Origin of the sequence: Oceanicola sp. 502str15, assembly GCF_024105635.1 — a bacterium.
GTDB lineage: Bacteria > Pseudomonadota > Alphaproteobacteria > Rhodobacterales > Rhodobacteraceae > Vannielia.
Genome location: NZ_WYDQ01000001.1, coordinates 2,339,007 through 2,365,304, shown reverse-complemented (window position 1 = coordinate 2,365,304; position 26,298 = coordinate 2,339,007). Strand labels below are relative to the sequence as shown.

General features: G+C 64.1%; 23 protein-coding genes and 1 riboswitch. Of the genes, 10 read left to right on the top strand and 13 right to left on the bottom strand.

What is annotated here, in order from left to right:
- The first annotated feature begins 307 nt into the window (after positions 1-307).
- Positions 308-1,564 carry a GAF domain-containing sensor histidine kinase gene (locus tag GTH22_RS11460; RefSeq protein WP_252945361.1) on the top strand — a complete coding sequence of 419 codons (1,257 nt, stop codon included), beginning with the start codon at positions 308-310 and terminating at the stop codon, positions 1,562-1,564.
- Positions 1,565-1,861: 297 nt separating this feature from the next.
- Here GTH22_RS11460 and GTH22_RS11455 read toward each other — a convergent pair whose 3' ends face one another.
- The 11 genes from GTH22_RS11455 to GTH22_RS11405 form a co-directional block, all read right to left on the bottom strand.
- Complete coding sequence (locus tag GTH22_RS11455) at positions 1,862-3,076, bottom strand: integrase arm-type DNA-binding domain-containing protein (protein WP_252945360.1); 1,215 nt, start codon at positions 3,074-3,076, stop codon at positions 1,862-1,864.
- Between the two features lie 466 nt (positions 3,077-3,542).
- A complete protein-coding gene (locus tag GTH22_RS11450; protein ID WP_252945359.1) occupies positions 3,543-3,944 on the bottom strand; it encodes a DUF4150 domain-containing protein in 402 nt (133 codons plus the stop codon).
- A 1-nt stretch (position 3,945) separates the two neighbouring features.
- Positions 3,946-4,980, bottom strand: a complete 1,035-nt coding sequence (locus GTH22_RS11445; protein WP_252945358.1) for a DUF2169 domain-containing protein — start codon at positions 4,978-4,980, stop codon at positions 3,946-3,948.
- Positions 4,977-6,719 carry a hypothetical protein gene (locus GTH22_RS11440; RefSeq protein ID WP_252945357.1) on the bottom strand — a complete coding sequence of 581 codons (1,743 nt, stop codon included), beginning with the start codon at positions 6,717-6,719 and terminating at the stop codon, positions 4,977-4,979. Before GTH22_RS11440 ends, GTH22_RS11445 begins: the two co-directional genes overlap by 4 nt.
- Positions 6,716-7,597 (bottom strand): hypothetical protein, encoded by an 882-nt coding sequence (locus tag GTH22_RS11435; RefSeq protein WP_252945356.1) that lies wholly within the window; start codon positions 7,595-7,597, stop codon positions 6,716-6,718. The genes GTH22_RS11440 and GTH22_RS11435 overlap by 4 nt, the downstream gene beginning before the upstream one ends.
- A gap of 74 nt (positions 7,598-7,671) precedes the next feature.
- Positions 7,672-9,720 (bottom strand): type VI secretion system Vgr family protein, encoded by a 2,049-nt coding sequence (locus GTH22_RS11430; RefSeq protein ID WP_252945355.1) that lies wholly within the window; start codon positions 9,718-9,720, stop codon positions 7,672-7,674.
- Positions 9,721-10,033: 313 nt separating this feature from the next.
- A complete protein-coding gene (locus GTH22_RS11425) occupies positions 10,034-10,921 on the bottom strand; it encodes an NAD(P)-dependent oxidoreductase (RefSeq protein ID WP_252945354.1) in 888 nt (295 codons plus the stop codon).
- The gene (locus tag GTH22_RS11420) at positions 10,911-12,197 is read right to left on the bottom strand and encodes a TRAP transporter large permease (protein WP_252945353.1); all 1,287 of its coding nucleotides are present in this window, start codon (positions 12,195-12,197) and stop codon (positions 10,911-10,913) included. Before GTH22_RS11420 ends, GTH22_RS11425 begins: the two co-directional genes overlap by 11 nt.
- Positions 12,194-12,760, bottom strand: a complete 567-nt coding sequence (locus GTH22_RS11415) for a TRAP transporter small permease (RefSeq protein ID WP_252945352.1) — start codon at positions 12,758-12,760, stop codon at positions 12,194-12,196. Before GTH22_RS11415 ends, GTH22_RS11420 begins: the two co-directional genes overlap by 4 nt.
- Before the next feature lie 82 nt (positions 12,761-12,842).
- On the bottom strand, positions 12,843-13,826 hold the full coding sequence (locus tag GTH22_RS11410) for a TRAP transporter substrate-binding protein (protein ID WP_252945351.1): 984 nt from the start codon (positions 13,824-13,826) through the stop codon (positions 12,843-12,845).
- Between the two features lie 59 nt (positions 13,827-13,885).
- The gene (locus GTH22_RS11405) at positions 13,886-14,968 is read right to left on the bottom strand and encodes a 4-hydroxythreonine-4-phosphate dehydrogenase PdxA (protein WP_252945350.1); all 1,083 of its coding nucleotides are present in this window, start codon (positions 14,966-14,968) and stop codon (positions 13,886-13,888) included.
- 98 nt (positions 14,969-15,066) lie between these two features.
- On the opposite strand from GTH22_RS11405, the gene GTH22_RS11400 reads away from it, so the two are divergent.
- The 5 genes from GTH22_RS11400 (at position 15,067) to nrdF (ending at position 20,053) form a co-directional block, all read left to right on the top strand.
- Positions 15,067-15,741 carry a GntR family transcriptional regulator gene (locus tag GTH22_RS11400; RefSeq protein ID WP_252945349.1) on the top strand — a complete coding sequence of 225 codons (675 nt, stop codon included), beginning with the start codon at positions 15,067-15,069 and terminating at the stop codon, positions 15,739-15,741.
- Between the two features lie 188 nt (positions 15,742-15,929).
- Positions 15,930-16,123: riboswitch (cobalamin riboswitch) on the top strand.
- Positions 16,124-16,220: 97 nt separating this feature from the next.
- Positions 16,221-16,442, top strand: a complete 222-nt coding sequence (nrdH, locus tag GTH22_RS11395; protein ID WP_252945348.1) for a glutaredoxin-like protein NrdH — start codon at positions 16,221-16,223, stop codon at positions 16,440-16,442.
- 4 nt (positions 16,443-16,446) lie between these two features.
- The gene (gene nrdI, locus GTH22_RS11390) at positions 16,447-16,863 is read left to right on the top strand and encodes a class Ib ribonucleoside-diphosphate reductase assembly flavoprotein NrdI (RefSeq protein WP_252945347.1); all 417 of its coding nucleotides are present in this window, start codon (positions 16,447-16,449) and stop codon (positions 16,861-16,863) included.
- A complete protein-coding gene (gene nrdE, locus GTH22_RS11385; RefSeq protein WP_252945346.1) occupies positions 16,845-18,977 on the top strand; it encodes a class 1b ribonucleoside-diphosphate reductase subunit alpha in 2,133 nt (710 codons plus the stop codon). Before nrdI ends, nrdE begins: the two co-directional genes overlap by 19 nt.
- 98 nt (positions 18,978-19,075) lie before the next feature.
- A complete protein-coding gene (gene nrdF / locus GTH22_RS11380; protein ID WP_252945345.1) occupies positions 19,076-20,053 on the top strand; it encodes a class 1b ribonucleoside-diphosphate reductase subunit beta in 978 nt (325 codons plus the stop codon).
- 96 nt (positions 20,054-20,149) lie between these two features.
- Here the strand turns inward: nrdF and GTH22_RS11375 are convergent, their stop codons facing one another.
- Positions 20,150-21,031 carry a LysR family transcriptional regulator gene (locus tag GTH22_RS11375; RefSeq protein ID WP_252945344.1) on the bottom strand — a complete coding sequence of 294 codons (882 nt, stop codon included), beginning with the start codon at positions 21,029-21,031 and terminating at the stop codon, positions 20,150-20,152.
- 110 nt (positions 21,032-21,141) lie between these two features.
- Between GTH22_RS11375 and GTH22_RS11370 the strand changes: the two genes are divergently transcribed.
- Genes GTH22_RS11370 through GTH22_RS11355 form a run of 4 tightly spaced genes read left to right on the top strand, consistent with a single transcriptional unit; the run spans position 21,142 to position 25,263 of the window.
- Entirely contained in the window at positions 21,142-22,449 is a 1,308-nt protein-coding gene (locus GTH22_RS11370) for an FAD-dependent oxidoreductase (protein WP_252945343.1), read from the top strand.
- Position 22,450: 1 nt separating this feature from the next.
- Positions 22,451-23,731 carry a TRAP transporter large permease gene (locus GTH22_RS11365; protein ID WP_252945342.1) on the top strand — a complete coding sequence of 427 codons (1,281 nt, stop codon included), beginning with the start codon at positions 22,451-22,453 and terminating at the stop codon, positions 23,729-23,731.
- 32 nt (positions 23,732-23,763) lie between these two features.
- Positions 23,764-24,741 (top strand): TRAP transporter substrate-binding protein, encoded by a 978-nt coding sequence (locus GTH22_RS11360; RefSeq protein ID WP_252945341.1) that lies wholly within the window; start codon positions 23,764-23,766, stop codon positions 24,739-24,741.
- Between the two features lie 27 nt (positions 24,742-24,768).
- Positions 24,769-25,263: a TRAP transporter small permease gene (locus GTH22_RS11355; protein ID WP_252945340.1), complete on the top strand. Its 495-nt coding sequence runs from the start codon at positions 24,769-24,771 to the stop codon at positions 25,261-25,263.
- Between the two features lie 17 nt (positions 25,264-25,280).
- Here the strand turns inward: GTH22_RS11355 and GTH22_RS11350 are convergent, their stop codons facing one another.
- Complete coding sequence (locus GTH22_RS11350; RefSeq protein ID WP_252945339.1) at positions 25,281-26,195, bottom strand: LysR family transcriptional regulator; 915 nt, start codon at positions 26,193-26,195, stop codon at positions 25,281-25,283.
- Between the last annotated feature and the right edge of the window lie 103 nt (positions 26,196-26,298).

Genomic DNA, 26,298 nt, shown 5'->3' with positions numbered 1-26,298 from the left:
TCATCCAAAATCCAAAAAACGTCGCTTGCAGGCTTCTGCGGTTGCAGCGACCTCGATGAGAGCAAAAGGCGAGCGATTCTAGGCCATATGTCGAAGTGTTCCGTCCATGGACATTCGACACTGAGCCTTGAAGTTGCTTGCCCATGCCTTCCAATTGATCCAGTTCAGATAGAAGTGCGCAGTTAAGCGATAGTGGTCCTAACAAGTGCCTGACAAATAGATTGTGCTGTATGAGGGAGCCACGTTTTCGCGCAAGCGGCCTCAAGTTTGTGGAGGGCTGCCTTCACCGATGCTAACGGGGATACAAATGACCTGCGAAGAAATCGGCAATAAGATGCTGAACCACGAGGCTTTTCTCGCGGGAAGGCATGACTTTCAATCCGACATCGAGCGCCTAGCGGGGAGTGACCTAGTAACGACAATTCTGGAAACTGTAATGCTCGCGACGAACATGCGCTTTGCAGGAGTTGCTCGCGTTACCGCCGACAGGTGGGTCGCTTGCCGCACGATCGACGAGGTCAAATTCGGCATCGCTGAAGGCGATGAAATCGCCATAGAATCGACGTTCTGCCAGACCGTTCGGGACACTTCCGAGATAGTGATTTTCAGTGATGCCGGCACCGACCCCGAGTACAAGGATCATCCGATCGCCACTGCTTTAGGCATAGTGAGCTATGCATCGGTACCCATCTATCGCGGTGACGGCACTTTCTTCGGAACGCTCTGCGCGATCGACACCGTGCCGAAGGACGTCAACAACCCACGTGCCGTGGCTATGCTGAAGATGTTCGCCGATCTGATCGGACGCAGCCTGGAGACAGAAGAACGGCTCGAGGCGCAGGAGCAACTGATCGAGTACGAACGCAAACTGGCACAGGTACAGGAAGAGTTTGTGGCCATCCTCGGCCACGACCTACGCAACCCAGTTGCCGCGTTGAGTGCTGGTTTCCGACAATTGGACAAGGAGACATTGAGCGAACGTGGACGCAATCTGGTCTCACTGATGCGTGCGTCGTTGCATAGGATGGGAGAATTGGTCGAGAACATGATGCTGCACGCCAAGTCTCGGCTCGGGGGCGGAATTGCCATCAATGCGGTGTCGGATGCGCCTCTCGCGAACATGCTGGAACAGGTGGTCAACGAAGTCCGCATGGCGGCACCGGAATGCGAAATCCTGGTGGAGTTTGACCTAAAGCACCCTATCAGCTGCGATCCGGACCGGATCGGTCAGGCTGTATCCAACCTCGTATCGAACGCGATTACGCACGGAACCCCCGATACACCGGTGCGGATACGCGCTGGCAGCCAGTCGGAATTGACCTTCGTCGAAGTGGAAAACGAGGGACAGCCAATCGACAGAGAGGCTCAGAAGGTGTTGTTCGAGCCCTTCCGTCGTGGAAGTGACCGGAGTAAAGGTCTTGGTCTGGGACTTTATATCGCGGCGTCGATCGCGAAGGCTCATGGGGGGCGCTTGACCGTTGTCAGCGAGGGACGGACAACCAGCTTTAGGCTCGAAGTGCCGACGGTTGACGTTCAACAGAGTCTTGTGGACGCCCGAGTTTAATAAGAGAGGCCGAGGTTCGCAACGGCGTTTTTTGACTAGACGCGAGTTATGCCCCTATCAGGGAGGTGCTCGCGAAACGGCAGTTTCTACGTCGACAGTTCAGGAAACGCTGGAGCCACTTCTAACGTTGCGTGATAGGACCGAGTCAGCAAAGCATCGGTTGCCCACGCTCTTGTTCAATCGTTATGGTTGCGGTCTGCGTAAAGCCGCTCACCCAGATTTCGTTCAATAGGTATCCGTGCGGGCCGTAGCGATTTGGAGCCGCAAACGTTCAAATCGGGAGATCGCAGGCGCATTTCACGGCTTAGTGGGCTCGCCGAAGACCCAATCTGCCCAAGACTCCATCATTCCCCGACGTTGCTCCAACAGATCGGTGCGGTGGTAGGCGGCTTCGGTCGCGTTCGAAACAGTGTGAGCCAGGGCACGCTCGGCGAGGTCTCGTGCGTAACCGTTTTCTGATGCCCAGTCGCGGAAACTGGATCGGAAGCCGTGGGTCGTTGCAATCCGGCCAGGAGTGTCACTTGCAACCTTGTGGTCTCTAAGGACTTTCAAGAGCGTCATGCCGCTGAGTGGCCGACCGGCTCTATAAGAGAAAATGTAGCCCTGTTGGCCAGCAAACTCAGCGCGTGCCCTCAGGATGCGGAGTGCTTGGCGGCTCAGGGGAACACGATGTGGTTGCCGAGCTTTCATTCGTTCGGCTGGCAGTGACCAGGTTGCCGTATCGAGATCGATCTCTGACCATGTGGCTTCACGCACCTCCTCCGATCGCGCCGCAGTGAGGATTGTGAATAGCAGGGCCATTCGACCGACCGATGTCTCAGGTTTGTGGAACAAGTCTTTGCATACCTGCGGCATGGAGCGCCAAGGGACTGATGGGTGGTGACGGACTCTGTCCCGTTTGCTAGGCGGCTTCGGGAGCAGGGCAGGGAGCGCTGCAACGGGGTTGGTGCTGGTGTAGCCATGGGCAAGGCACCAGAGCATGACGCGGTCACACCGCTGAGCAACGCGACTGGCGGTTTCGGGTTTGGACAGCCAGATCGGTCTTAACCCTGTGGCGAAATCTGCTGGCGTCAGGCCGTCGACCTTTCGATTCCCAATGGCAGGAAAAACGTAGGTGCGGAGTGTCGTAATCCACTGAGCGCGGTGCTTAGTATTTTTGAAACCGGGTGCAATCTCTTCATACAAGGTCACGGCGGCCTCTTCGAAGGTGGGTATCTCTCGTTGCGCGGATGCCAGATTTTGCTCTTCTGCCCTACGATTGATCGGATCGATCCCGCTCGCTATCAGCTCCCTTGCATCCATCGCAAGCTTGCGAGCTTTTGCCAGACCTGTAGCTGGATAGGTACCAAGGCCCATATCTCTTCTCTTGCCAGATGTCGGTGACACAAACCGAAGTTGGAACTTACCCGATCCAACCGTCTTGCCGGGCCGCAGGTACAGGCCAGGCACGCCACCTACGGCCAGGGCTCTCTCGGTCGGGACTAACTTTCTTGCCTTAGTGTCAGTGAGCATAGGCCATTCCTTTGTGGGCGTTCATATTAGACTAGGCGCGAGATGGCCCCACATCCAGCCCCACATTAAGATTGAGATGCCGTGACCCTTGGTGCGACAAGGAGCGTTGCAAGCAGAGTGATAACAGCTAAAAATTCTTGAAAGAGTCGCCCAGCTGATACCTTGTGAGACCGTTTGGGGCATTTGGATGGCGGACTTCGTCTCCGCCACAATACCTCATTTCATGATTATCGCCGGTCATGGCGATTGGCGGTTTGGTCTTTGCCCTAGGGCGAGGCCCGCGTCAGCCTTCGTGATTGGGTTCTGCCCGATTATCCGCGCCGCCTTTGCCAAGGTGCCGTCGCCCGAAGACTTGCCCCGTAGCTTTCGCAGGAGGTTGTTTCGTCGAAGCTCGGCGGAGAGCGGGCGATTGCTGCGTAGGTGACGAATGACCACTCCGGGCCGACACGCGTGGCTTGGAGCCGCTTTAGTCGTAGTAGACCAACTTCCCGATGGTGTTGCTCGGGCCGTCGGGGCCGTTGCAGTTCATTTCGTAGAGGTTGTCGTTCTGGATCAGTTCGCGGCCCTCTACGAAGACCGAGGACTTGTTCGACTTCGGGCGACACCAGCCGAGATTGACGCCGGATACTATTCCGCCCTTCACCCCCGGTTCGTCGCCGGTGACCTTGTCGGTCCGGCTGGCCATGGTGAAGGCCTGCTGGTTGGTCAGTTCGGTGCTGGTGGTGGTCTGTACCGCCCAGTCGAGCCTGGAGACGATCATGTAGGGGATCGGTGCGACACCGCAGCCGCAGGGGGTGAGGCAGACATCGGGGGCGAGGCAGGCGATGATGGCCTGCTTGCCGCTGGCACGGGCGCCGGAATGGTCCATTTCAGTCTCCGAGATCGGTGGGCAGAAGTGTGCCGTGGGTGAAGCCCGCCGGGTTTGGCAGGAGCGCGCGCCAGGTCAGGAGGACGCGGTGGGTGGCGGGATCTTCCTTGGCGATGTCGATCTGCACCGTGTCGAGGTGCATCGGTACGTTGACGCTGTCGTCGCCCTCGGCTTCCAGCACCAGACCGACGGCGGGCAGTGGCACCTCCACCGGGGCCGCTTCGTGGGAGACGCCATGGAGGCGGATCATCTCGTTGCCGGTGAGATGGGGGCTGAACTGGAGCGGGCCGGGGGCGGCGTTCCAGAAGGCGAGGTCGTAATCGGCGGGCATGCGGGGGTGGCGTTCGCGCTTCCAGAGATCGTCGAAGGTGCCCGCATGGCCGCGCCGGGGCAGCCAGGCCTTGGCGATCGGGCCGAAGCCGCGCACGGCCATGCCGGCCAGGGGATCGGCGGCCATGAATTCGGCCAGTTCGCCGATCTGCGGCGCGTCGAAGCCGGATTTGAGATCGAGATAGGCCTTGTCGGCAAAGCCGGTGCCGGCGGGGTTGAAGTCATGGCTGCGCGCCGGGGTTTCGCCCTCTTCCGGCAGGAGCCCTCCGTAGGCCAGCGCGTAGGTGATCGGCACCTCGCGCACGGGCTCGGGTTTGCCGAGCTGCCAGCGCCGCAGGCTGGGCTTGCTCCAGCGCGACGGCCCGCGCACGTGGAAGCCGTGGCTGCCGCGCCCCTCCACCTCGACCCCCACCGCCCAATCCCGCCGCGCCTCGCCGCCGGGTGCGCGGGCAATGGCCTTCACCGTGAGGTCGGTCGCCAGTTTTCCGGGGGCGAGATCCTGCTCGGCCAGCAGAGGCGTGATGGCCGGATCGCCCTCGAACACATCCGCCATCTCCAGCTCGGGCGGCCGCGGCAGGACCCCGAAGGCGCCCGCATCGCCGCGGGCAAACTCGGCCTTGGCCAGAACGATGCCGACCTCGGTATCGTCCACGTGCCAGTGCTTGAAGAACAGCGTGGCGAGGGGGAGCGAGGTTGAAAGCTTCATCCGCGGCGCGGGTGGTGGAAGGTGAAGGCACAGGGATCGAAGGTGTGGTAGGCGACCGAGGCGATCCCGATCGGCACAATCGCTTCGGCCTCGGCGGCAAGCTGCTGGGCACGTGCATTGGCCGGGCCTAGGGCCCCGTCGGTCAGGTCGTAGGTGGAGGGACGGTGGGGGTTCATGTCGCCGTCCAGCAGGTATCCGATCAGCCCGGCAACGAACTGCCGGGGCGTGCTGCAATTGCGGGCCATGGCGTCGAGCGCCGTGAGCTGGGGGAACTTGCCGGTATTCTGGCCGGAGAAGGTGGGTTCGCGAACCTCGTAGGCATTCTGGGCCTGCTGCCACATCTCTTCGCGGGTGGCTTCGATTTCGCGGAGGCGATCTTGAATTTCCTGCATCCGGGTGTCGTCGCCGATTGCACCAAGTCGGCCGTGCTCCTCCCACAGCGCCTGCTCTTCATCGAAGAGGGGGCCGGAGGGGCCGAAAATCTCTTCGCGGGCGTCGTTGAGCAGAGTCTCCCGCGAGGCCGCCTGCTGGGCGAGAAACTCCTGTGTGTTCTGGTCCGCCGCGAGCCGGGCCTGCGCATCGGCCACCGTGTTCTGGCTCAGTGGCCACAGGATGGGGAGGTTTTCGTAATCCGGAGCCCAATAGCCCATAGAGGTCGAGCCGGGGCTTATCCCCCGCGTGATGGCTGTGGTGTTGCGGGCCTCGCGGAAGGCCATTTGTTGCTGGGGCGAGGCGATCGCATTTGCCCAGCCGATGAAGGTCTGGACCAATGGCAGCTTGTTGGGCTGGAGTTGCAGGGTATTCAGCACCTCGTGCTCGACCGAGAAGTTGGAGGTCGACGGGTTTTCGCCGAGCGAAGCTTCATAGGACACGTAGTTGCGGACCGAGTTTTCGTGAACGCCGGCGGCGTTGTAGGTCACGCAGTCGATCTGGCAGAGCTCATGGTGAAACTTGCCGGAAATCGCAGCCGCCGCGGCGAGGCCGCCGCCCAGCGAGTGTCCGGTGACGATCATCTTGCCGTCCCAATGCTCCAGAACTTCTGCCGCGCGTCTTTTGCCTTCCTGTGCCGCCCGTTCATATTGCTCGGCGTCTTCCCCCATCCCCTGGGTGATGTTGGTGCCCCAGTCGCCCTCGTCCTCGAAGTGAACCGTGGCGCTGATCCGGTAGGTGACGGTCAGCGTCTCTTCGACCTCCGGCAGAAGGAGCGGAGAGATGAAGTTTGGCCGCTTGATCCGCACATGGGCAACGCCGGGAAGGTCAGCGATCGGGCGGGAGCCGGAAAGGCCGCGGGCAAAGGCGACGGTCTGTTCTCTCGTTGCATCCCGGCCCGCCCCCTGACAGACGGCAAACTCGAAGGGGCTGAACTTCCACGTCAGGAGGTCGATCAAGTTTTCGAGCCCGGAGAAGGATTTGCTGGAATCGACGCCAAGCTCGATCCGCACCACGATGCCGAGCTTGGCGAAATCTGCGGGATTGGTTTCGCTGCCCCGGAAGGCCAGAACCGGCGGGCAGTACCCGGGGCTCCCCGGCGGGCCTTTCGGGCGATAGAATTCGGAGTAGAACCCCGAGGTTCTGTCTTGCTCGACGTCCGGCGGATCCCAGGTTTCCGGCACGGCATTGTACCACGGGCGCAGGTCGGGGTGCACGCTGCCGACAGAGCGATTGTAGACGTGGTAGTTGATTGCCCCCGCCTTGAACAAACAGGGGCGGGTGGTGAGGTCGGATCGCACGATGGTCATGGACGATTGGTCCGCTCTTCCAGATAGCCCGAAAGCCTTGCGACAAAGGCTTCGCGGTCGGCGCGGCGGTAGTCGATCTGCCGGGTCAGGCTTGCGGCAAACCCGTCCCGCAGCAGTTCGATGCCGCGGTCATCCAGCAGGGTCTGCCTGTTGACGATCTTGTCGACGGCGGCGAGGTGGCGATCATACATCGTGGGATAAACATCCTGCGGCGCGTCATCCATGTAGCCCTCGTCATGGAGCCAGGCGAAGAGTTCGAGTTGCGTCTCTCCGCCCTTGATCATGTTGGGCACAGCCCGTTCCTGCGCCGGGTCCTGCTCCCAGCTCAGGGCCCGGACCCTGATCCAGGGGTCTGCGCCCCGTGTCAGCAGAAACTTGACGCCCTCGTAATTTCCCGGTGCGGCGGCGCGGGTGATCATTGGCTCTTCGGAGTCTTCGCGGGCGTAGTCAATGTTGCCGCCAAACTCCAGAAAGGCCTCCAGAAAGGGCGGCGAGGTGGTCCAGTCGGGCGGGCCGGAGGGGTTGGGTGCACTGGCGCGGGCAAATTCCTCTGCGGCGAGGTTCGGATCGAACCCGGCTTGCAGGATGGCGCGCACCGCCGGCAGGTTTCCGGCCTGAAGCGCGTGCTCCAGAAGGTTCATCTGCCGCTGGTAGCCCGTGCCGCCGCCGGTGGGTTGCGGGCGCACGCCATAGGCGCGCTCCAGTCCGCCCCCCAGCTCTTCGAGCTGCGCCGCGTCGGGCACGTCGCCGTTGGCAACCTGCGCGACGATCTCGCGGAAGGCGCGCGGCGCGCCCTGCGCGCGCAGCGGCTCGAGCACATCCGTGTTGAAGTGGGGGTTGGCTTCCATCTCCTTGAGGGCCTTCGCGCCGTCCGACATAGAAAAGAAACCTCCAAAAAGCAGAACGAGGACAAGAAGGGCAGCGGCGCCCGCAATGACTGCGATCCTGCGGGTCAATTGATTTTCACCATGTCCGCAAGCAGGGCAATCAGCCTGTCCATGGTTACGGTGGCCTTCTTGCCGTTGATGGTCAGGCTACCGTTTGACTCCATCACGATGCTGACCGCGCCACAGTTGAGGGTCAGCTTCTTGCCGGCGTCGATCAGCACGGTTCCGTCAACCACTGTCCGCATGTCGCCCCGGACCTCGACCGCCTTGTTGTTGCGCACCAGATCGCTGGCGTCGCGGCCGATGATCTGGCTCTTGTCCTGCTCGATGCTTACGTAATAGGAGCCGCTCCCCTTAGGGCCGCCGCCATTTGCGCCGAAGGAGTCTCCCAGCCCGGAGATGCCGGCAATGTTGCTGGCGGGCACATCCGGCGCGACCGCGTTTCGCTGGCCCGGGCCGACGCGCAGTTCTGCATCGCCGCCGACCACTTCGATGCGGTTGTTGTTCACCTCGCTCGCCTTGTTGTGCCCCACCGACTGGACCCAGTTGTTGTCGATCCGCTCGGTGTGGTTGTTGCGGGTCTTCTCGTTTCGGTCCCGCTCGGCATGAAGGAAGATTTCTTCTGACCCCTTCTGATCCTCGAAGCGCAGTTCGTTGAAGCCGTCGCCCTGATGGGTATCGGTCTTGAAGGTGCTGCGGGTCTTGTTGGCAGGCAGCTCGTAGGGCACGTCGTTCTTGCCATTGTAGACGCAGCCGGTGACCAGCGGCTTGTCGGGGTCGCCCTCGAGAAACTCGACCACCACTTCCATGCCGATGCGGGGGATGACCATTCCGCCCCAGCCCTTGCCGGCCCAGTTTTGCGAGACCCGGCAGCGCATGGAATAGGCATCTTCGAGATCCCAGTGGAAGCGCACGAGGATGCGGCCGTATTCGTCGCAGTCGATTTCGCCCTCGCCGACCACCCGGGCGGTCTGCGGGCCCTGCACCACCGGCTGGGGCGTTTTGCGGGCGGGGGCGAAGGGGGCGGAGACGGGGATGAAGAGGTAGCGGCCTTCATAGGCGCGTTCTCCCTCGCTGTCGCCGCCTGCCGTATCGCTGGAACGATAGGCCTCGGCGGTGAACTCATGGTGGGCCTCAAGGCAGAGATGCTCTTCGCCCGCGGTGAACGCGGCAAACTCGCCCTCTACCGCGCAGCGCATCCCCGCCTTCAGGCTGATCACATCGCCGGCCGCCCGTGTGCGATGATCGCCCGCCCTCTCCTGAGTGACCCGCAGCGCGGCCACATCCGCGCCCTCCCCGGCATCGGGGTAGACCCCCGGGTAGTCGTAGCTTTCGATCTCGCCATGGGCATGGGCGGCATCGCCCGCCTGCTCGGTGAGCATGTTGGAGGTGGGCGTCTTGAAGTTGTAATCGGTCAGCTTGACCTTGCCCGTGGTAATCCCGCGCGCCCGGCGCCACTCCCAGAAGTGCTCCTCATCCTTGCGGTAGAATTCCTCGACCGGCCTGAACTCTCGCGTGCGGCCGGGCAACTCGCCCATCGCCTCATGCCCGTCGGTCAGCACGAGGCAATGGTTTCCGCCGGCCTGCTCGAAATGGAAGCTGATCCCGAAACGCTCCATCAACCGGCAGGCAAAGGCGAGATCGGACTCGCGATATTGAACGGTATATTCGAGCTTTGGGTAGGAATTGGTCAAAGCCAGCCGGTGGGTGGCATCGCCCAGCCCGGACCATTGCGAAAGCACCTGCTCAAGAATTTCATCCACTGATTTGTCGTGGAAGATCCGTTGCTGCCGCCGCTTGCCGGCGAGCCAGAACCAGGGCCGCAGCACCAGCTCGTATTCATCGCCGCCCACCGCGCCCTTCATCCATTCGACCTCGGTGACGACGCCATCGAAGGGCGCTTCGCCGTGAGAGATTGTGTGAAGGAAAACAGTGGCATGGGTGCCGAGCAGCGCGTCGTAATCCAGGCCGTTCCGCGCCAGCACGCGGAGGCGATATTCAAACAGATCGTTGACCTTATCGGTGCCGGAGAACCGCACCAGAAGGAGATGGTCCTTACCCAGACCCGTCTCCACCCGCCCCAGGTTACCATCCTGGGTATAAACTCCGTCCATACCTGAACAGCCCCGATATAACTGATGCAGCCGTAATTGCCGCGAAACACGTTTGAGCAATGGGAAGACAATGAAAGTCTTTCGCCGGGCATTCAACCCCCAGACGATTTGCACTGCCGGAATGCAGGATGTGTCGAAGCGGATGGCGGGACTTAAAGGAAGCGGAGCAGCAGGCCGATCCGCGCCACACCTGGCTGATGCCACAGGAAATCCGGCGCTTCGCCATCGTCTTGGATCGTTCAGGCGCAGGCGGCGCCGGATTGCCGGTCGGTCGGCCGCGTTGCCCGGAGGCCGGAAGAGTCTGAAACCCGCCTCAGCGCCCGTCCTTCTCGGCGGGTTGTAGCATCCGGCTGACGAATTGGTCTCCTCGGCCCGCTTCGACCTGGCGGAGCAGGACCGCGTGGGCGGCGCGGGCCAGTTCGGCTTGGGGGCCGAGGGTGGCGGTGGCGTAGCGGAGGTCTTTTTCCGCGTTGCGGATGGTGAAGCGCGCGCCGTCGAAATTGCCCGAGAGGGCCGGGCCCACGGCTTTTTCGAGCGTGCCGGAACGGGCGGCGCCGACGCACATGACGTCGTAGAGCGCCTGCCAGTCGACACCGAGCCTGTGGGCGGCGCCGTAGGCCTCGGTGAGCAGGGCCATGGTGCCCTGGGTAACGAGGTTGTTCATCAGCTTGGCGGTATGGCCGGTGCCGGTATTGCCGAAGCGGCGCACCACGCGGGAGTAGACCGAGACCACGGCCTCGACCCGCTCGAACGCGTCTTCATCACACCCCACCACCGAGGCCAGATCGCCCGCCTCGGCCTGCGCGGGGCTGCCGGTGACGGGGGCGTCGGCGAGGGTTGCGCCCCGTTCGGCCAGTTGGGCGGCGACGCGCCGGGTGACCTCAGGATCTGATGTGGTGGTGTCGATCCAGAGGGCGCCGGGTGACAGGGCGGGCAGGATCTCGGCGGCGCGGGCCTCGACGGCCGGGCCGTCGGGCAGGCAGGTGAGCACCACGTCGACCGACCCGGCAAGCTCGGCGGCGGAGGCGCTTTCTTCGGCGCCAGCGGCGATCAGCCGGTCGATGATGCTGCGGTTGCGGTGGGGCAGGACCGTGACGCGGTGCCCGGCGCGCAGCAGGCTGGCGGCCATGCCGCCGCCCATCATGCCGGCGCCGATCACGCCGACGGAGGGCTTTGCAGAGGTCGTTGGGTCATGGGCCATAGAATACATCCACGAGTGAGAGCGAGACGGCGGGCACGTAGGTGACCAGAAGCAATACCAGAACCAGCACGCCGATGAAGGGCAGGTTGGTGCGGGTGGTGCTCCACACGTCGGTCTTGGCGATGGAGCAGGCGGTGACGAGCACGCTGGCGACCGGCGGGGTTTGCTGGCCCAGCGCGATGTTCAGCGTCAGCAGGATGCCGAACTGGATCGGGTCGATGCCGAGCTGATGCACCAGCGGCATGAAGATCGGCACCGTCAGGATGATCGCCGCCGCGCCGTGCAGCACCATGCCCACGAAGAGCAGGAAGACGTTGATGATCATCAGCACCGCGAGCGGGTTGGTGGTGATCTGGGTGATGCCCTGCGCGAGACGCTGAGGCAGCTCGGTTTCGGTCAGGTAGAGGCCGAGCACCGCGGAGGAAGCAACCAGAAGCATCACCACCGCGGTCTGGTTCACGCCATCGACCAGCGCGTGGTAGAGCTTTTCGGCGTTCAGTTCGCGGTAGATGAAGCCGCCGATCAGCAGGGCCGCCAGCACGGCGAGCCCGGCGCCCTCGGTGGCGGTGACGATGCCGCCGAAGATGCCGCCAAGGATGATGACCGGCAGGATCAGCGCCCAGATCGCCTCTTTGGTGGCCTGCCAGAGACGGCAGAGGCTGAAGCCCTCTTCGCGCGGCAGGTCGTAGCGCACGGCGAAGTAGTAGCTGAGGGCCATCAGCAGCGCCGCGCCGAGAAGGCCGGGCACGATGCCGGCGACGAAGAGCTTGACGATGGAGGTATCGGAGAGCGCGCCGTAGAGGATCATCGGGATCGAGGGCGGGATGATGATGGCGAGCGAGGCGGTGGAGGAGGTGAGCGCGGCGGCGAAGCGCGGGGTATAGCCCTTTTTCTTCATCGCCGGGATCAGCACCGAGCCGGTGGCGGCCACATCGGCCACCGCGGAGCCGGAGATTTCGGCGAAGAACAGCGACACGCCGACGTTGACCATGGCCAGCCCGCCGCGCACGAAGCCGATCAGGGCAGAGACGAAGGCGATGAGTCGGGTCGAGATGCCGCCGGTGTTCATCAGCGCGCCTGCGAGAATGAAGAGCGGGATGGCGATGAGCGGAAAGCTGGTGGCGCCGTCGTAGAGCGAGAGCGCGGCGTTCAGGAAGCCGAGGTGGCCGTTGAGGATGAACACCCCGACGAGCGCGCTGCCAAGGATGGCGACGGCGATGGGCACGCCGAAGCCGATCATCAGGAACATCGACAGAAGGATCAGGGCTTCGGTCATTTCTCGGTCTCCGTGGCGGCACCGGTGCGGGCCAGTTCGGCCTCGGCGCGGGCAATCTCGTGCTGGATTTCGCGGGTTTCGGGATCAATGCCCGCTTCGACCTCTGCCTTTCGCTTGGGCAGGGTCAGGGCGCGGGCCAGAAGGATGAAGGCGGCGCTGACCGGCAGGATGCCCTGCACCACGCTTCGCGGAACGAAGCGCAGGGTGGTCATGGTTTCGTTGCCGAAGATGCCGAGGATGGTCCATCCGGCCCAGAGCACGATGGCGAAGATGGCGAAGAAGATCGCCTCGACCAGCCAGAAGAGCAGGAGGCGCCCGGTCGGCGGCAGGCCGTACATCAGCCCGGTGAACCCGAGGTGCGCGTCGCGCAGCACTGCGAGGGCCGCGCCGCTGAAGGTGATCCAGGCCAGCAGCAGAACCGCGACCTCGTCATACCAGATCAGCGAGTTGCCCGAGTAGCGGAAGCCGACCGCCAGAAGGACGATCACGGCGAGGATGACGATCAGGGTGACGGTGAAAATTTGCAGGAGGATGTCGAGCCAATGGATGACGCGGTCGAGCATTGCACGGTCCCGTTCGGGAAGAGGGTGGAATGGAAGAGGGGCGCATCACCTCTGCAATGCGCCCCGTGGCTTTCGCGCCGGATCAGGAGTCGCCGTCAGCCAGCGAGAGCACCTGGTCGATCATCGCCTGGCCGCCCTCGACCTCTGCGGCGAACTTCTCGTAGAGCGGCGCGGAGGCTTCGACGAAGGCGGCGCGATCGGCCGTGTTGACCTCCATGCCGCCGGCTTCCAGCTCCTCAAGCAGCTTGCCGTCCTGCTCGGCGCCCTGTTCGCGCGCCCAGAGGGCAACTTCCTGCGCGGTTTCGGCCAGCACCTGCTGGATCTCGGGATCGAGCTTTTCGAAGGCCGCCACACCCACGGTGGGGTAGGCGGGCGAATAGACGTGGCCCGACATCGACAGGTACTTCTGCACCTCGTTCAGCTTGCCGCCGGCGATGTTGGTCAGCGGGTTTTCCTGCCCGTCGATCACGCCGGTCTGCAAGGCCACGAAGACCTCGGAGAACGACATCGGCGTGGGGTTGGCGCCGTATTCGCTGAACATCGCCACACGCCAGGACGAGTTGGGCGTACGGATCTTCAGCCCTTCGAGGTCGGCGGGGGTGTTGATGGGGCGCTCGTTGTTGGTGATCTGGCGGAAACCGTTTTCCCACACGGCGAGCGGGCGGTAGCCCTGCGCCTCGGCGGCGGGCACCAGAACGTCCTTGAAGAAGGTCTCGTCGATGCGGGCGAGATGGTCACGGTCGGCCACGAGGAATGGCAGATCGAAGATCGCGTATTCGGCGGCGATCTCGGGCATGATCGAGGAGGGCAGCGTGAGGTGCATGGTGCCCAGCTTGATCTTCTGGAGCATGTCCTTGTCTTTGCCCAGCTGCGAGCTGTCAAAGACCTTCACGACAGCCGTATCCCCCAGCTTTTCGTTGGCGCGGCGGGCAAATTCGCTTGCGCTTTGCTGCTGAAGCGAGCCGGTGGCGGCGCTGATGCCGAAGATGATCTCTTCCTGTGCGATGGCCGTGCCCGCCATCATGGCGAGCGTTGCGGCGCCGAAGAGTGCGCTCTTGAGTTTCAATGGTCTTCCTCCCTTTGGTTGGTGGCGGCGGGGCCGCCGGTCAGGCACGGGGCCTGTCGTCAGCTTTGTGTCGCGTCCTCTTTGACCGGGCCGCGGAACAGGGCCGTGAGATCGGCGGGCGAGAGCGCCGCCGGTGTGGATTTGCGCTCGGCGCGGGCGGCCAGCTTGCGGCCCAGCGCGACGGCGTTGAAGGTTGCGCCGGTGTCGGCCTTGCCCTGGCCCGCGATATCATAGGCGGTGCCATGGGCCGGGGTGACGATGGGAAACGGGTAGCCCGCGATCAGCGTCACGCCACGGTCGAAGCCGATCAGCTTCATGGCGATCTGGCCCTGGTCGTGGAACATGGTCATGACCGCGTCGAACTCGCCCTTGAGCGCGCGCACGAAGACCGTATCGGAAGGAATCGGCCCGGTGACGGCCATCTGCCGCGCCTGCGCCTTCTGGACCGCCGGAAGCAGCACATCTTCGTCTTCGGTGCCGAAATTGCGCCCGTCGCCCGCGTGGGGGTTGAGCGCGGCCACGCCGATGCGGGGCCGCTCGAAACCGGCATTCTCCATGGTTTCGATGGTCAGGCAGAGCGACTCGTAGATCCGGTCGGTGGTGAGGGTATCGGCGACCTCGCGCAATGGGATGTGCGATGTGACCCGCGCGTTCCAGACCTCGTCGAGCACATTGAACTCGCGCCCACTGCGGGTGGCGTTGATGGTGGCGTTGATGAAGCCGATCTCGTCGACGTAATCGGGCCGCGCCAGACGCATGCCGTGTTTGTTGAACGGCGTGAAGAAGGCCGAGCCTGCGATGCCGGCGTTGGCGAGGCGAAGCGCCGCCGCGAAGTTTTCCAGCGAGGCGGCGCCGGTTTCGCGGCAGGATTCGCCCAGCGTCAGCGTGTCGGGGTCGCAGTTGGCCATGTCCACCAGCACAGACCCCTCGGGCAGCCCTTGCCCCGCCTCTTCCGGGGTGAGCGTGGGCAGGTCGATTTCGACGCCTGCATGCTGCGCCCCCATGGCGAGCACGCGGGCATCTCCGACGACGATCATGTCGCCGCGATTGGCTTGGGCATCCGCAATCACACGGGCGCTCAGCTCGGGGCTGATTCCCCCGGCATCCCCTATCGCAAAGGCAACTCGCTGTTCGTGAATCATGTATTTCCTCATTTTGTATACGAAATACATTGCGCGACCTCGCAGCGCAAGGCAAGAGGTCTTATAGTTGCCGAGAAGACGAATCCGGGAGCCTAGGCATGGACAATCTTGGTGTCACGACGGGCGGCCCTGTCGCGATCCGAAAGCAGACCCTTCACGACCAGGTGGCAAACCGTATCCGCGACCTGATCATCGAAGGCTATCTGGAGCCGGGCAGCCGGATCGACGAGACGCGGCTGATCGAGCAGCTCGAAGTGTCGCGCACGCCGTTCCGGGAGGCGTTGCGCACGCTGGCGGCGGAGGGTCTGGTGATCATCCGCCCGTCACGCGGCGCGGTGGTGCGCAAGCTGACCTCGAAGGACGTCTTCTCGATGCTCGAGGTGCTTGCCCATCTCGAAAAGCTCGCGGGGCAGCTCACCTGCGAGCGCGCCAGCGAAGAAGAGGTGGCGGCGCTGCTGTCGCTGCATAGGGAGATGCTGGAGCTTTACGAAAAGCGCGAGCGGCTCGCCTACTACAAGCTCAACCAGGACTTCCACTCGCTGCTCTCCGAACTGTCGGGCAATGAGACCCTTCAGGAAATGCAGCGCAACATTCAGGCGCGGCTCAAGCGCATCCGCTTCATGGGCAACCGCAAGCCGGAGTATTGGGCCGCCGCCGTGGATGAGCACGAGAAGATGGCGGAGGCCCTGTCGCGCCGCGATGGGGCCACTCTTGGCGAGACCATGGCCCAGCATCTCATGAACACCTGGGAGCGGGTGAAGGACAGCGTTTGAGGCTCTGCGAGGTTTGGGCTCTCGGCTGACTGCGCTCGCCGGGGGGTGAAGGGGCGGCCCTGCAAATCAACGGGCCTGCGGCTGTGGGCTACACCGCAGCGCGCCCGTTCCGCGAGGCGCCTCGAAACTATCCACAGAAATCGACTCCCGGGTGGGCGCTATATGTTGACACTCCCCGGCTCGCTCGCACAATATGGTGATGCTTTGGTTCCCCCGAGGAAACTCGAGGGCTAAGAGGGAAGCCGGTGAAGATCCGGCACTGCCCCCGCAACTGTAAGTGGCAAGTCATGGTTCGATCCACTGGTGCGCGTGCGCCGGGAAGGTGAACCGACGACATCCGAGCCGCGAAGTCAGGAGACCTGCCAAGGCAACTGAACGATGACCGCGGCGGAGGGCCGGGGCGCGTGGACGGGCCCGGTGTGCCCTTTCCTCGTGTCCCTTTCGCCGCTCAACAGGCAAGACCAAAAGGGACAAAAACCATGACCATCACCGTCTATTCCAAACCCGCCTGCGTGCAGTGCACGGCCACCACCCGCGCGCTCGAGGCCCGCGGGCTGCCCTTCGACCTCGTCGACCTGACCGAGGACGCGGACGCCATGCAGATGGTCCAGGGGCTGGGCTACCGGCAGGCGCCGGTGGTGGTGGCCGGCGAGGATCACTGGGCCGGGTTCCGCCCCGACATGATTGGCCGGCTCTCCTGAGCCGATGGGGGGGCTGTTCTACTTTTCCAGCGGGTCGGGCAACACCGCCCGCCTCGTCGGCAAGCTCGGCCTCCCCGCCACCCGCCTTCCGGTGAGCGCAGCCGCCACGCCGCCCTGCGCCACCGAACCCTTCGTGCTGATCTGCCCGACCTATGCCGATGGCGCGGGCCGGGGCGCGGTGGCCAAGCCCGTCATCGCCTTTCTGAACCTCGCCGCCAACCGCGCGCTGCTGCGCGGGGTCATCGCCGGGGGCAACCGCAGCTTCGGGCGAACCTTCGCCATGGCCGGGGATGTGATTGCCACCAAGTGCAAGGTGCCGGTGCTCTACCGGTTCGAACTTGCAGGCACCGAAACCGATATCGCCCGCATCCGCGCCGGGCTCGAAAAACTCTGGGACACACCATGCTTGATGCAAGCCTGACCGCCGATCTCGACTACCACGCACTGAACGCGATGCTGAACCTCTACGACGGGGAGGGAAACATCCAGTTCGAGGCCGACCGGATGGCGGCGCGGCAGTACTTCCTTCAGCACGTGAACCAGAACACGGTGTTCTTTCATTCGCTCGACGAGAAGCTGAGCTACCTCGTGGAAGAGGGCTACTACGAGGCGGAGGTGCTGGCGCAGTACTCAAAAGCCTTCCAGCACGCGATCTGGGAGGCCGCCTTTGCCCGCAAGTTCCGGTTTCCGACCTTCCTGGGCGCCTTCAAGTATTACACCTCCTACACGCTCAAAACCCGCGACGGGCAGCGCTATCTCGAGCGCTACGAGGACCGCGTGGTGATGAACGCCCTTGCGCTGGCCCGGGGCGACGAGGGGCTGGCGATGCGGCTGATGGACGAGATCCTTTCGGGCCGTTTTCAGCCTGCGACGCCGACCTTCCTCAACGCCGGAAAGAAGGCGCGGGGCGAGTTCGTTTCATGCTTCCTGCTGCGGCTGGAGGACAACATGGAAAGCATCGGGCGCGGCATCAACTCGGCGCTGCAACTCTCCAAGCGCGGTGGCGGCGTGGCGCTGATGCTGACCAACATCCGCGAGCATGGTGCGCCGATCAAGGGGATCGAGAACCAGTCTTCCGGGGTGATCCCGGTGATGAAGCTGCTGGAGGACTCTTTCAGCTACGCCAACCAGCTCGGCGCGCGGCAGGGGGCGGGGGCGGTGTATCTGAACGCGCACCACCCTGATATTTTGCGCTTTCTCGACACCAAGCGCGAGAACGCCGACGAGAAGATCCGGATCAAGACGCTGAGCCTTGGCGTGGTGATCCCCGATGTGACCTTCGAGCTGGCGAAGAAGAACGAGGATATGTACCTGTTTTCGCCCCATGACGTGGAGCGGGTCTATGGCTGCGCCTTCTCGGAGATTTCTGTCACCGAGAAATATGAAGAGATGGTCGACAATCCGAAGATCCGGAAGAAGAAGATCAACGCGCGCGCCTTCTTCCAGACGCTGGCGGAGATCCAGTTCGAGAGCGGCTATCCCTACATCATGTTCGAGGACACGGTGAACCGCGCCAACCCGATTGCGGGCCGTATTGCCATGTCGAACCTCTGTTCGGAGATCCTGCAGGTCAACGAGCCTTCGGCCTTCAACGACGACCTCAGCTATGCGCAGATGGGCACGGATATTTCGTGCAACCTCGGCAGCATGAACATCGCCCGCGCGATGGACGGCGGCGACCTTGACGCTTCGGTCGGCACTGCGATCCGGGCGCTGAACGCGGTCAGCGAGATGTCGGCCATCGACTCGGTGCCCTCGATCCGCAAGGGCAATGACGAGGGCCACGCGATCGGGCTGGGGCAGATGAACCTGCACGGCTTCCTGGCCCGCGAACGCATTCACTACGGATCGCCCGAGGGCGTGGAGTTCACCAGCGTCTACTTTGCCGCCGTGCTTTACCACGCGCTCACCGCCTCCTGCGCGCTGGCACGGGAGAAGGGCAGGCGGTTCAAGGGGTTCGAGGCGTCAGCCTATGCCGACGGCAGCTTCTTCGAGAAGTACACCGCGAAGGACTGGCACCCCGAACTCCCGCAGGTGCAGGCGCTGTTCGAGACGTTCGGCATTGCCCTGCCCACCAAGAAGGACTGGGCCGCGCTGAAGGCCGACGTGATTGAACACGGGCTCTACAACCGCAACCTTCAGGCGGTGCCGCCGACCGGGTCGATCAGCTACATCAACTACGCCACCTCCTCGATCCACCCGATCACCGCCAAGGTGGAGATCCGCAAGGAAGGCAAGATCGGCCGGGTCTACTACCCCGCGCCCTACATGACCGGCGAGAACCTCGAGTTCTACCGCGACGCCTATGAGATCGGCCCCGAGGCGATCATCGACACCTACGCGGCGGCCACGGAGCATGTGGATCAGGGGCTGTCGCTCACGCTGTTCTTTCCTGCCGATGCCAGCACGCGCGACATCAACCGCGCCCAGATCTACGCCTGGAAGAAGGGGATCAAGACGATCTACTACATCCGTCTTCGTCAGGCCGCGTTGGAGGGGACAGAGGTGGAGGGCTGCGTGTCCTGCACCCTGTGATGGTGGGTTTCACCCACCCTACAGCCGGCCCGTAGGGTGGGGGCCACCTCGCCGCCCGGATACCGCCCATCCCCCGCCGCCCCGAAAGGACCGCCGCCATGAAAGACACCGTTCACACCCGCCCCGTCCCCGCCGCGATCAACTGGAACCGGCTGCAGGACGACAAGGATCTCGAGATCTGGAACCGCCTCACCGCCAATTTCTGGCTGCCCGAGAAGGTGCCGCTTTCCAACGATATCCAGAGCTGGTCGCAGCTCACCGATGACGAGCGCCAGTTGACCATCCGGGTTTTCACCGGGCTGACCCTGCTCGACACGATCCAGAATACCGTGGGTGCCCCTGCGCTGATGCCCGACGCGCAGACGCCTCACGAGGAGGCGGTGCTGACCAACATCGCCTTCATGGAGGCGGTACATGCCCGCAGCTATTCGTCGGTGTTCTCGACGCTGTGCCAGACGTCCGAGGTCGACGAGGCCTTTCGCTGGTCGTCGGAGAACGAGCACCTGCAGGCCAAGTCGCGGTTGATCCTCGACGAGTACGACGCCGCCGCGCACCCGCTGCGCCGGAAGATCGCAAGCGTCTTCCTCGAGAGCTTCCTGTTCTACTCCGGCTTCTACCTGCCGATGCATTGGTCGAGCCGCGCGCGCCTGACCAACACCGCCGACCTGATCCGCCTCATCATCCGCGACGAGGCGATCCATGGCTATTACATCGGCTACAAGTTCCAGCGCGCCATGGAGCGGTTGCCCGAGGCCGAGCGCGCGGAGCTGAAGGAGTTTGCCTTTGCGCTCATGTTCGACCTCTACGAGATCGAGGCGCGCTATACCGAGCAGCTCTATGACGGGCTCGGGCTGACCGAGGACGTGAAGAGCTTTCTGCATTACAATGCCAACAAGGCGCTCCAGAATCTCGGTTTCGAGGCGCTCTTCCCCGACGAGGCCTGCCGGGCCAACCCCGCCATCATGGCGGCCCTCTCGCCGGGCTCCGACGAGAACCACGACTTCTTTTCGGGGTCCGGCTCCAGCTACGTGATCGGCAGGACCGTGACGACCGAAGACGAGGATTGGGATTTCTGAGGCTCGAGCCGTGGCGAAGGGGCAGGCGAGGGGCCTTTACGTTCTACGTCGATCTTGAGGGGGGGGAGGGCGCGCGGTGCCTGACAGCGGTTGCGCCTATGCCGACACGAGCCGCTCCACCTCGGCCAGAAACCCCTCTCCCTCGCGGGACAGGGGGGCGTCGCGCATGCTGATCACGTTGAGAGGAAAGCTGTAGTCGATGTCGATCGCCGCGACGCAGGTGCCCTCGGGGAGGCGGCCCTGCACGGTGAAGCGGTCGAGCAGGGTGATGCCGAGGTTTTCCTGCACAAGCACGCAGGCGGTGTTCATCAGGCGGCAGCGCACGTGGTAATCCGGTGTAAGGCTCCGGCTGCGGAACATCCCGTCGATCAGCCGCTGCTGGAAGGCTTGCGGGTCGTAGCCGATCATCGGGTGGGCGGCGATCTCTTCCAGCGTCACCTGCGCGCGCCCGGCCAGCGGATGATCCTTCGACATCAGGCAGACCAGCGGGGCCTGCGCGATCTGGCGGATGTCGAGGCGGGGGTCTTCGATCTCGTAGATCGTCAGGGCAAAATCGTAGCGGCGGAACTCGAGCAGGGGCAGCACCTCGTTCACGTGCATCACCCCGAGTTCGAAGCGCAGCTGGGGCTGGCGGGCGCGAAGTGCCGACAGGGCGCCGGGCACCACGCTGAGGCCGAGGCCCGGGGAGGTGCCGATGCGCAGGGCGGCATCTTCGCGGGCCGGGCCTGCGAGCCGGGCCTCGATGCGGGCGAGGCTGCTGTGCACCTGCTCGAGGTCGTCAAGCACGGCATGGGCCTCCGGCATCGGCACGAAGCCGTTGGGCGTGCGGGAGAACAGCGGAAAGCCGATCTGGCTTTCGGTATGGCGCAGCATCCGGCTGACGGCGGCGGGCGAGACGTTGAGCAGCTGCGCCGCCCCGCTGATCGAGCGGGCCACCATCACCGCCCGGATCACCTCCACCTGCCGGATCGAAATCATCGCCGCCCCCTTTAACGATTTGTTAAACGTGTCGGACCAGATGTTAATCGCCTCTCTTCCCGGCTTCAACTAGGGTCGGTTCCACCAGAAGACCGGGAGGAGGTCACCGAATGCCCGACACCAGCGCCATCTCGCGCCTTGCAACCGAATGCGACGTCATTGTCGTGGGGGGTGGCATGGCGGGTTGCACCGCGGCGCTTGCGGCGGCCCGCAACGGGGCGCGGGTGCTGCTGGTCGAGCAGAACGCCTTTCTTGGCGGCGCGGCGACGGCGGGCATGGTTGGCCAGTTCGTGGGCTGGCAGACCCGCTCCGGGCGCACGGTGATCCGTGGCATGGCCGAGGAGATCGTGGAGCGGCTGCGCGCGGACGGGGGCTGCGGCCCGCTCGGCACCTTCGTCATGTCGACCGGCCACGTGATGAACCGCATCGAATACGACGCGCAGGTGCTCAAGGTCTCGCTCGAACAGATGCTGATCGAAGCGGGCGTGCGCATCCTGTTCAAGTCGATCAACATGGGCGCCACCTGCGACAACGGGCATGTGAGCGAGCTGCGCGTCTGGGCGGCCGGCACCCCGCTGACCCTGCGCGCCCCGTGCTACATCGACGCCTCGGGCGACATGAGCCTTGTCACCGCGGCGGGCGGACAGTTTCTCGGCCTGAAAGAGGGCGAGGCGCTGCAACCGGGCACCATGATGTTCGAGATGGCGCCGGTGGACCTCGACACGCTGGAAGCGATGACACGGGACGACCGCGACCGCGTTGTGACCCGGGGGCTGGAAACCGGCGCGCTCCCCCGCGCTGCGCTGCATTATTCCCGCGTGCCGGGCGCCAATGCTGCCTGGTTCAACATTTCCCGCGTGTCGGTGGACCCCGACGATCCGTTTTCGGTCAGCGCGGGCGAGATCGAAGGGCGGCGGCAGGCGCTGGAAATCTCGCGCTTTCTCACCGCTCACATGCCCGGCTGCTCCGCCGCCCGGCTCTCTGCCATTGCCCCCCAGCTCGGCATCCGCGATACGCGCCGCGTGCAGGGTGACTACGTGGTGACACGCGACGATATCACCCGTGGCGAACGCTTTGCCGACACCGTCGCCGCCGGGGCCTACCCGATCGACGTGCACAAGCCGGAGGGCAAGGAGATCACCTTCATCGAGTTCCCCGAGGATCACCATTACTGCATCCCGTGGCGGTCGCTTCTGCCCGAGGGCCTGCGCAACGTGCTGGTGGCCGGGCGCGGAATTTCGGCCAGCCACGAGGCCTTTGCCGCGTTGCGTGTGATGCCGACCGCCATGGCTATGGGCCATGCCGCGGGCACCGGGGCCGCCCTTGCCGCCGCCGAGGCGCAGGGCGAGGTCCGGCGGGTCGATCCGGCTGCGCTTCAAACCCGGCTTCGGGCCGAAAACGCCTACCTCGGAGACTGACATGGCCTTTGCCGCGCTCCTCATCACCTTTGCCTTCTTCATGGCCATGGGCGCCCCGGTGGCGCTGGCCATGGGGATCGCCTCGATGGTCTACATCCTGCTGGGCGATGTCATGCCCTCGATCTTCATCTTCTCGATGGTCGAAAGCCTCGGCGGCGTGACCCTGCTGGCCATTCCCTTCTTCGTGCTGGCGGGCGAGATCATGAACGTCGGCGGGGTGACCGAGCGCATCTTCCGCTTTGCCGGGCTGCTGGTGGGCCATATCCGCGGGGGCCTCGCCCATGTGAACATTCTCTCCAGCCTGTTCTTTGCCGGCATCTCCGGCTCCGCCGTGGCCGACACGGCCGGGCTGGGACGGATCGAGATCAAGGCGATGACCAAGGCCGGATATTCCGCCCCCTTCAGCGCCGCCGTCACCGCCGCCTCGAGCTGCATCGGCCCGATCATCCCGCCCTCGATCCTGATGGTGCTCTACGGCTCGATGACCGAGGTCTCGATCCCGGCGCTCTTCATCGGCGGGCTGGTGCCGGGGCTGCTGCTCGGGCTGTTCATGATGGTCTATGTCTACTTCGCCGCCAAGCGCGAGGGGGTGGAGCCCGCGCCGCGCGCCACGCTCTGCGAGATCGGTGGCAGCTTCATCCGCAATGCGCCGCCGCTGGCCACCCCCTTCGTGATCCTCGCGGGCCTCGTCTTCGGCATCGTCACCCCCACCGAGGCGGGCGTGATCGCCGTGGCCTATGCCTGCGTTGTCTCGATGGCCTACGGCGACATGAAGTGGCGCAACATGGGCAAGATGCTTGAGGAGGCGCTCGTCACCACCACGCAGATCATGTTCATCCTCGGCATGTCCTCGCTTTTCGGGTGGCTGGTGACGACCGAACAACTGCCCGACGCGATGGCCGAGTTCTTCGACCGCTCCGGCTACGGACAGATCGCCTTTCTCTTCGCGATGAACATCATCCTGCTGCTGCTCGGCACCATCATGAGCCTCACGTCGATCCTCGTCATCTTCACGCCGACGCTGGTGGGCATGGGCGTGGCGCTGGGGGTGGACCCGGTGCACCTGGGCGTGGTGATCGTGCTCAACCTCACCGTGGGGCTCATCACCCCGCCGCTGGGCTGGTGCCTCTACATCGTGACCGAGATCGCCGAGATCCGCTTCATCGACACGGCCCGCGCGATCCTGCCGTTTCTCATTCCGATCCTGCTGGTGCTGCTGATCATCACCTACGTGCCGGCATTCGTGACCTACCCGGGCGAGCTTTTGCTGCCCGGACGCTGAACCAAGATCCAATTCATCAAGGGAGGACAACCATGAACATCACCCACGCAATCGCGCCGCTGGCGCTGGCGGCCGCAACCCTCGCAGGCGCGGCTGAGGCCGCCACCTACCGGCTGGCATGCCCCTCGGCCGAGACCTCGGCCACCTGCCTGACGGCCACGAAATTCGCCGAGGAAGTTGCCGAGAAATCCGGCGGCGACATCGAGATCCAGGTCTTTCCGGGCGGCCAGCTCGGCTCGGGCGAGAAGGCCATTCAGCAGATGCGTGCCGGCGTGCTCGACATGGTGGTCGAGAGCCTGTCGAACTACGGCAACTTCGAGAAGGATTTCAACGTTGTCTCCTGGGGCTTCACCTTCCGCGACGGCGACCACTTTCAGGCCTTCCTCGACAGCGACATGGCCAGCGCCATGGAAGACAAGCTGATGGAGAATGCCGGTATCAAGATGATCGGCGACGACTGGGCCAAGCTGCCGCGCGTGGTGGTCTCGACCAAGCCGGTGAACACGCCCGAAGACCTGACCGGCCTCAAGTTCCGGGTGCCGGGCATCCCCTCCTACATCAAGACCTGGGCCACGCTCGGCACCAACCCGACGCAGGTGCCCTGGGCCGACAGCTTTCAGGCGCTGAAGACCGGCATGACCGACGCGATGGAAAGCCCTTATGACTCGGTCCTGAGCCAGAAGTTCCACCTCGCGGCGCCCTATGTGACCCGCACCAACCACGTCTATGACTCGATCACCGTGGCGATGAACGGGATGCGCTGGAACCAGCTCGACGAGGGCCAGCAGCAGATCCTGCTCGACGCCGCCGCCGTGGCCGCAGACTATTCGAAGGAGGTGATCGAGGAAGCTGCGACCACCATCGCCGAGCAGCTCGAAGCCGATGGCGCGACGATCATCGAGGTCGACCGCGCCGCCTTTGCCGACAAGCTCACCGCCGCCGCGCATGAGCAGGAGGCCGAAGGCCTGTGGGGCGAAGGCCTCTATGACGCGATCCGCGAGATCGAGTAACTCCAACCCCCGCCCCGGACAAAACGCATGACCCATCTCGATACTTTCCTCGGCCACGTCAGCAAGGGCTACCTGCGCATCTCGCAGGCCCTCCTGCTCGCGCTGGTGCTCGGCATCCTCGCCGAAGTGGTGCTGCGCTATGTTCTGGGGCGGGGCATTCTCGGCTCCGCCGAACTGACCCGGCTGGTCATCACCTGGATCGTCTTTCTCATGGCCTTCGTCCTCTACCGGACGCGCCGCCATATCGTGGTGACGGCCCTTGTCGATATCCTCGGGCCCCGTGCCCGCTGGGTCTGCGAGCGGATCACTGATGTTTCGGTGGTGGCGCTCTGCATCTACGTGATGATCCAGCTCTGGAATGTCTGGCAGTTCCTTGGCCTGAAAACCCCGGTGTTCGAGATCCCCGACACCGCCTTCAAGGTTGCCCCCGTCTTCTGCTTCGTCCCGATGGGGCTGCAGGCGGTGCTGAACTGTTTCGGTGGTCGCTTGCGGCCAAGGCCGGAGCAGAGCGAAGGGGTGTAGGGGCCGGGGCGCGCGCCTCAGGCGTCGCAGGAGGCGCCGAGGCTCTTCGATGCGTCACAGAAGCTTTCGCAAAGCCGGGTTTCCAGCTCTGATCCCAGCCCGCCGCTGCGGCGGAACAGGCCCCACTCGTAGCGGATCTCGGTTTCCAGCGGCACGACCTTGGCGCCCGAGACCCCGACACCATAAGCCGACACCGGATCGACGATGGCTATGCCGAGCCCGGCGCGGGCGGCGACGATGGCGTTGAGGGAGCTGTTGGTGGTGAGTTCGGCCTGCGGCTCGATGCCCTGATCGGCCAGCGCCGCCGAAATCGCGTGTTTGATCCGGTAGCTGTTGCCGACGGTCAGGAGCCGCGTGTGGTTGAGGCGCGCGAGATCCAGCGAGGTATCGTCGAGCCCGGGGGGCAGGATGGCGACGAGCGATGAGGTCGCGGTGCGTAGGCACTCCAGATCGGCATGGGCGAGGGGCTTGGAGCAGATGCCGAAATCCGCTGCCCCGACGTGCAGAGCATGGGCGAGATGCTCGGCATCCATCGTCGGCAGGCCGATATTTGGCGGCAGCATCTCGCCCAGCCCGTGCAGCAGGGCTGGCATGAGCCCTGCCGCCATGGCCGGGGTTGCGACCAGCGTGAGCGATTGTAGCCGCTCCTCGCGCAGGGCGGCGGCGCGGGTCGAGACCTGCTGGAAAGAGGCCAGCACCTGCTGGGCATCCTCGAAGAAGCTGAGACCCTTCGCGGTGGGAGAGATCCGGGGGCCGTTGCGCTCGAAGAGGGAGAACCCGACGGCGGCCTCGAGATCCTTGATGGTGCGTGTGACGGCGGGCTGGCCGATTTGCAGCTGTTTCGCCGCGCCGGTCATCGAGCCGTTTGCCACGACGGAGGCAAAGACCCGCAGATCCTGAATGTCGAAGGCTTCATTATTTCGGTTTGACATGCTTTGCCTCGAGTGATCTAAAATGCGCATACTAAATGCGCTACTATGCATTTTGAGGATTGTTAGCACCCCCACCCATCGCGGGCCATGCGGAAAGATCAAG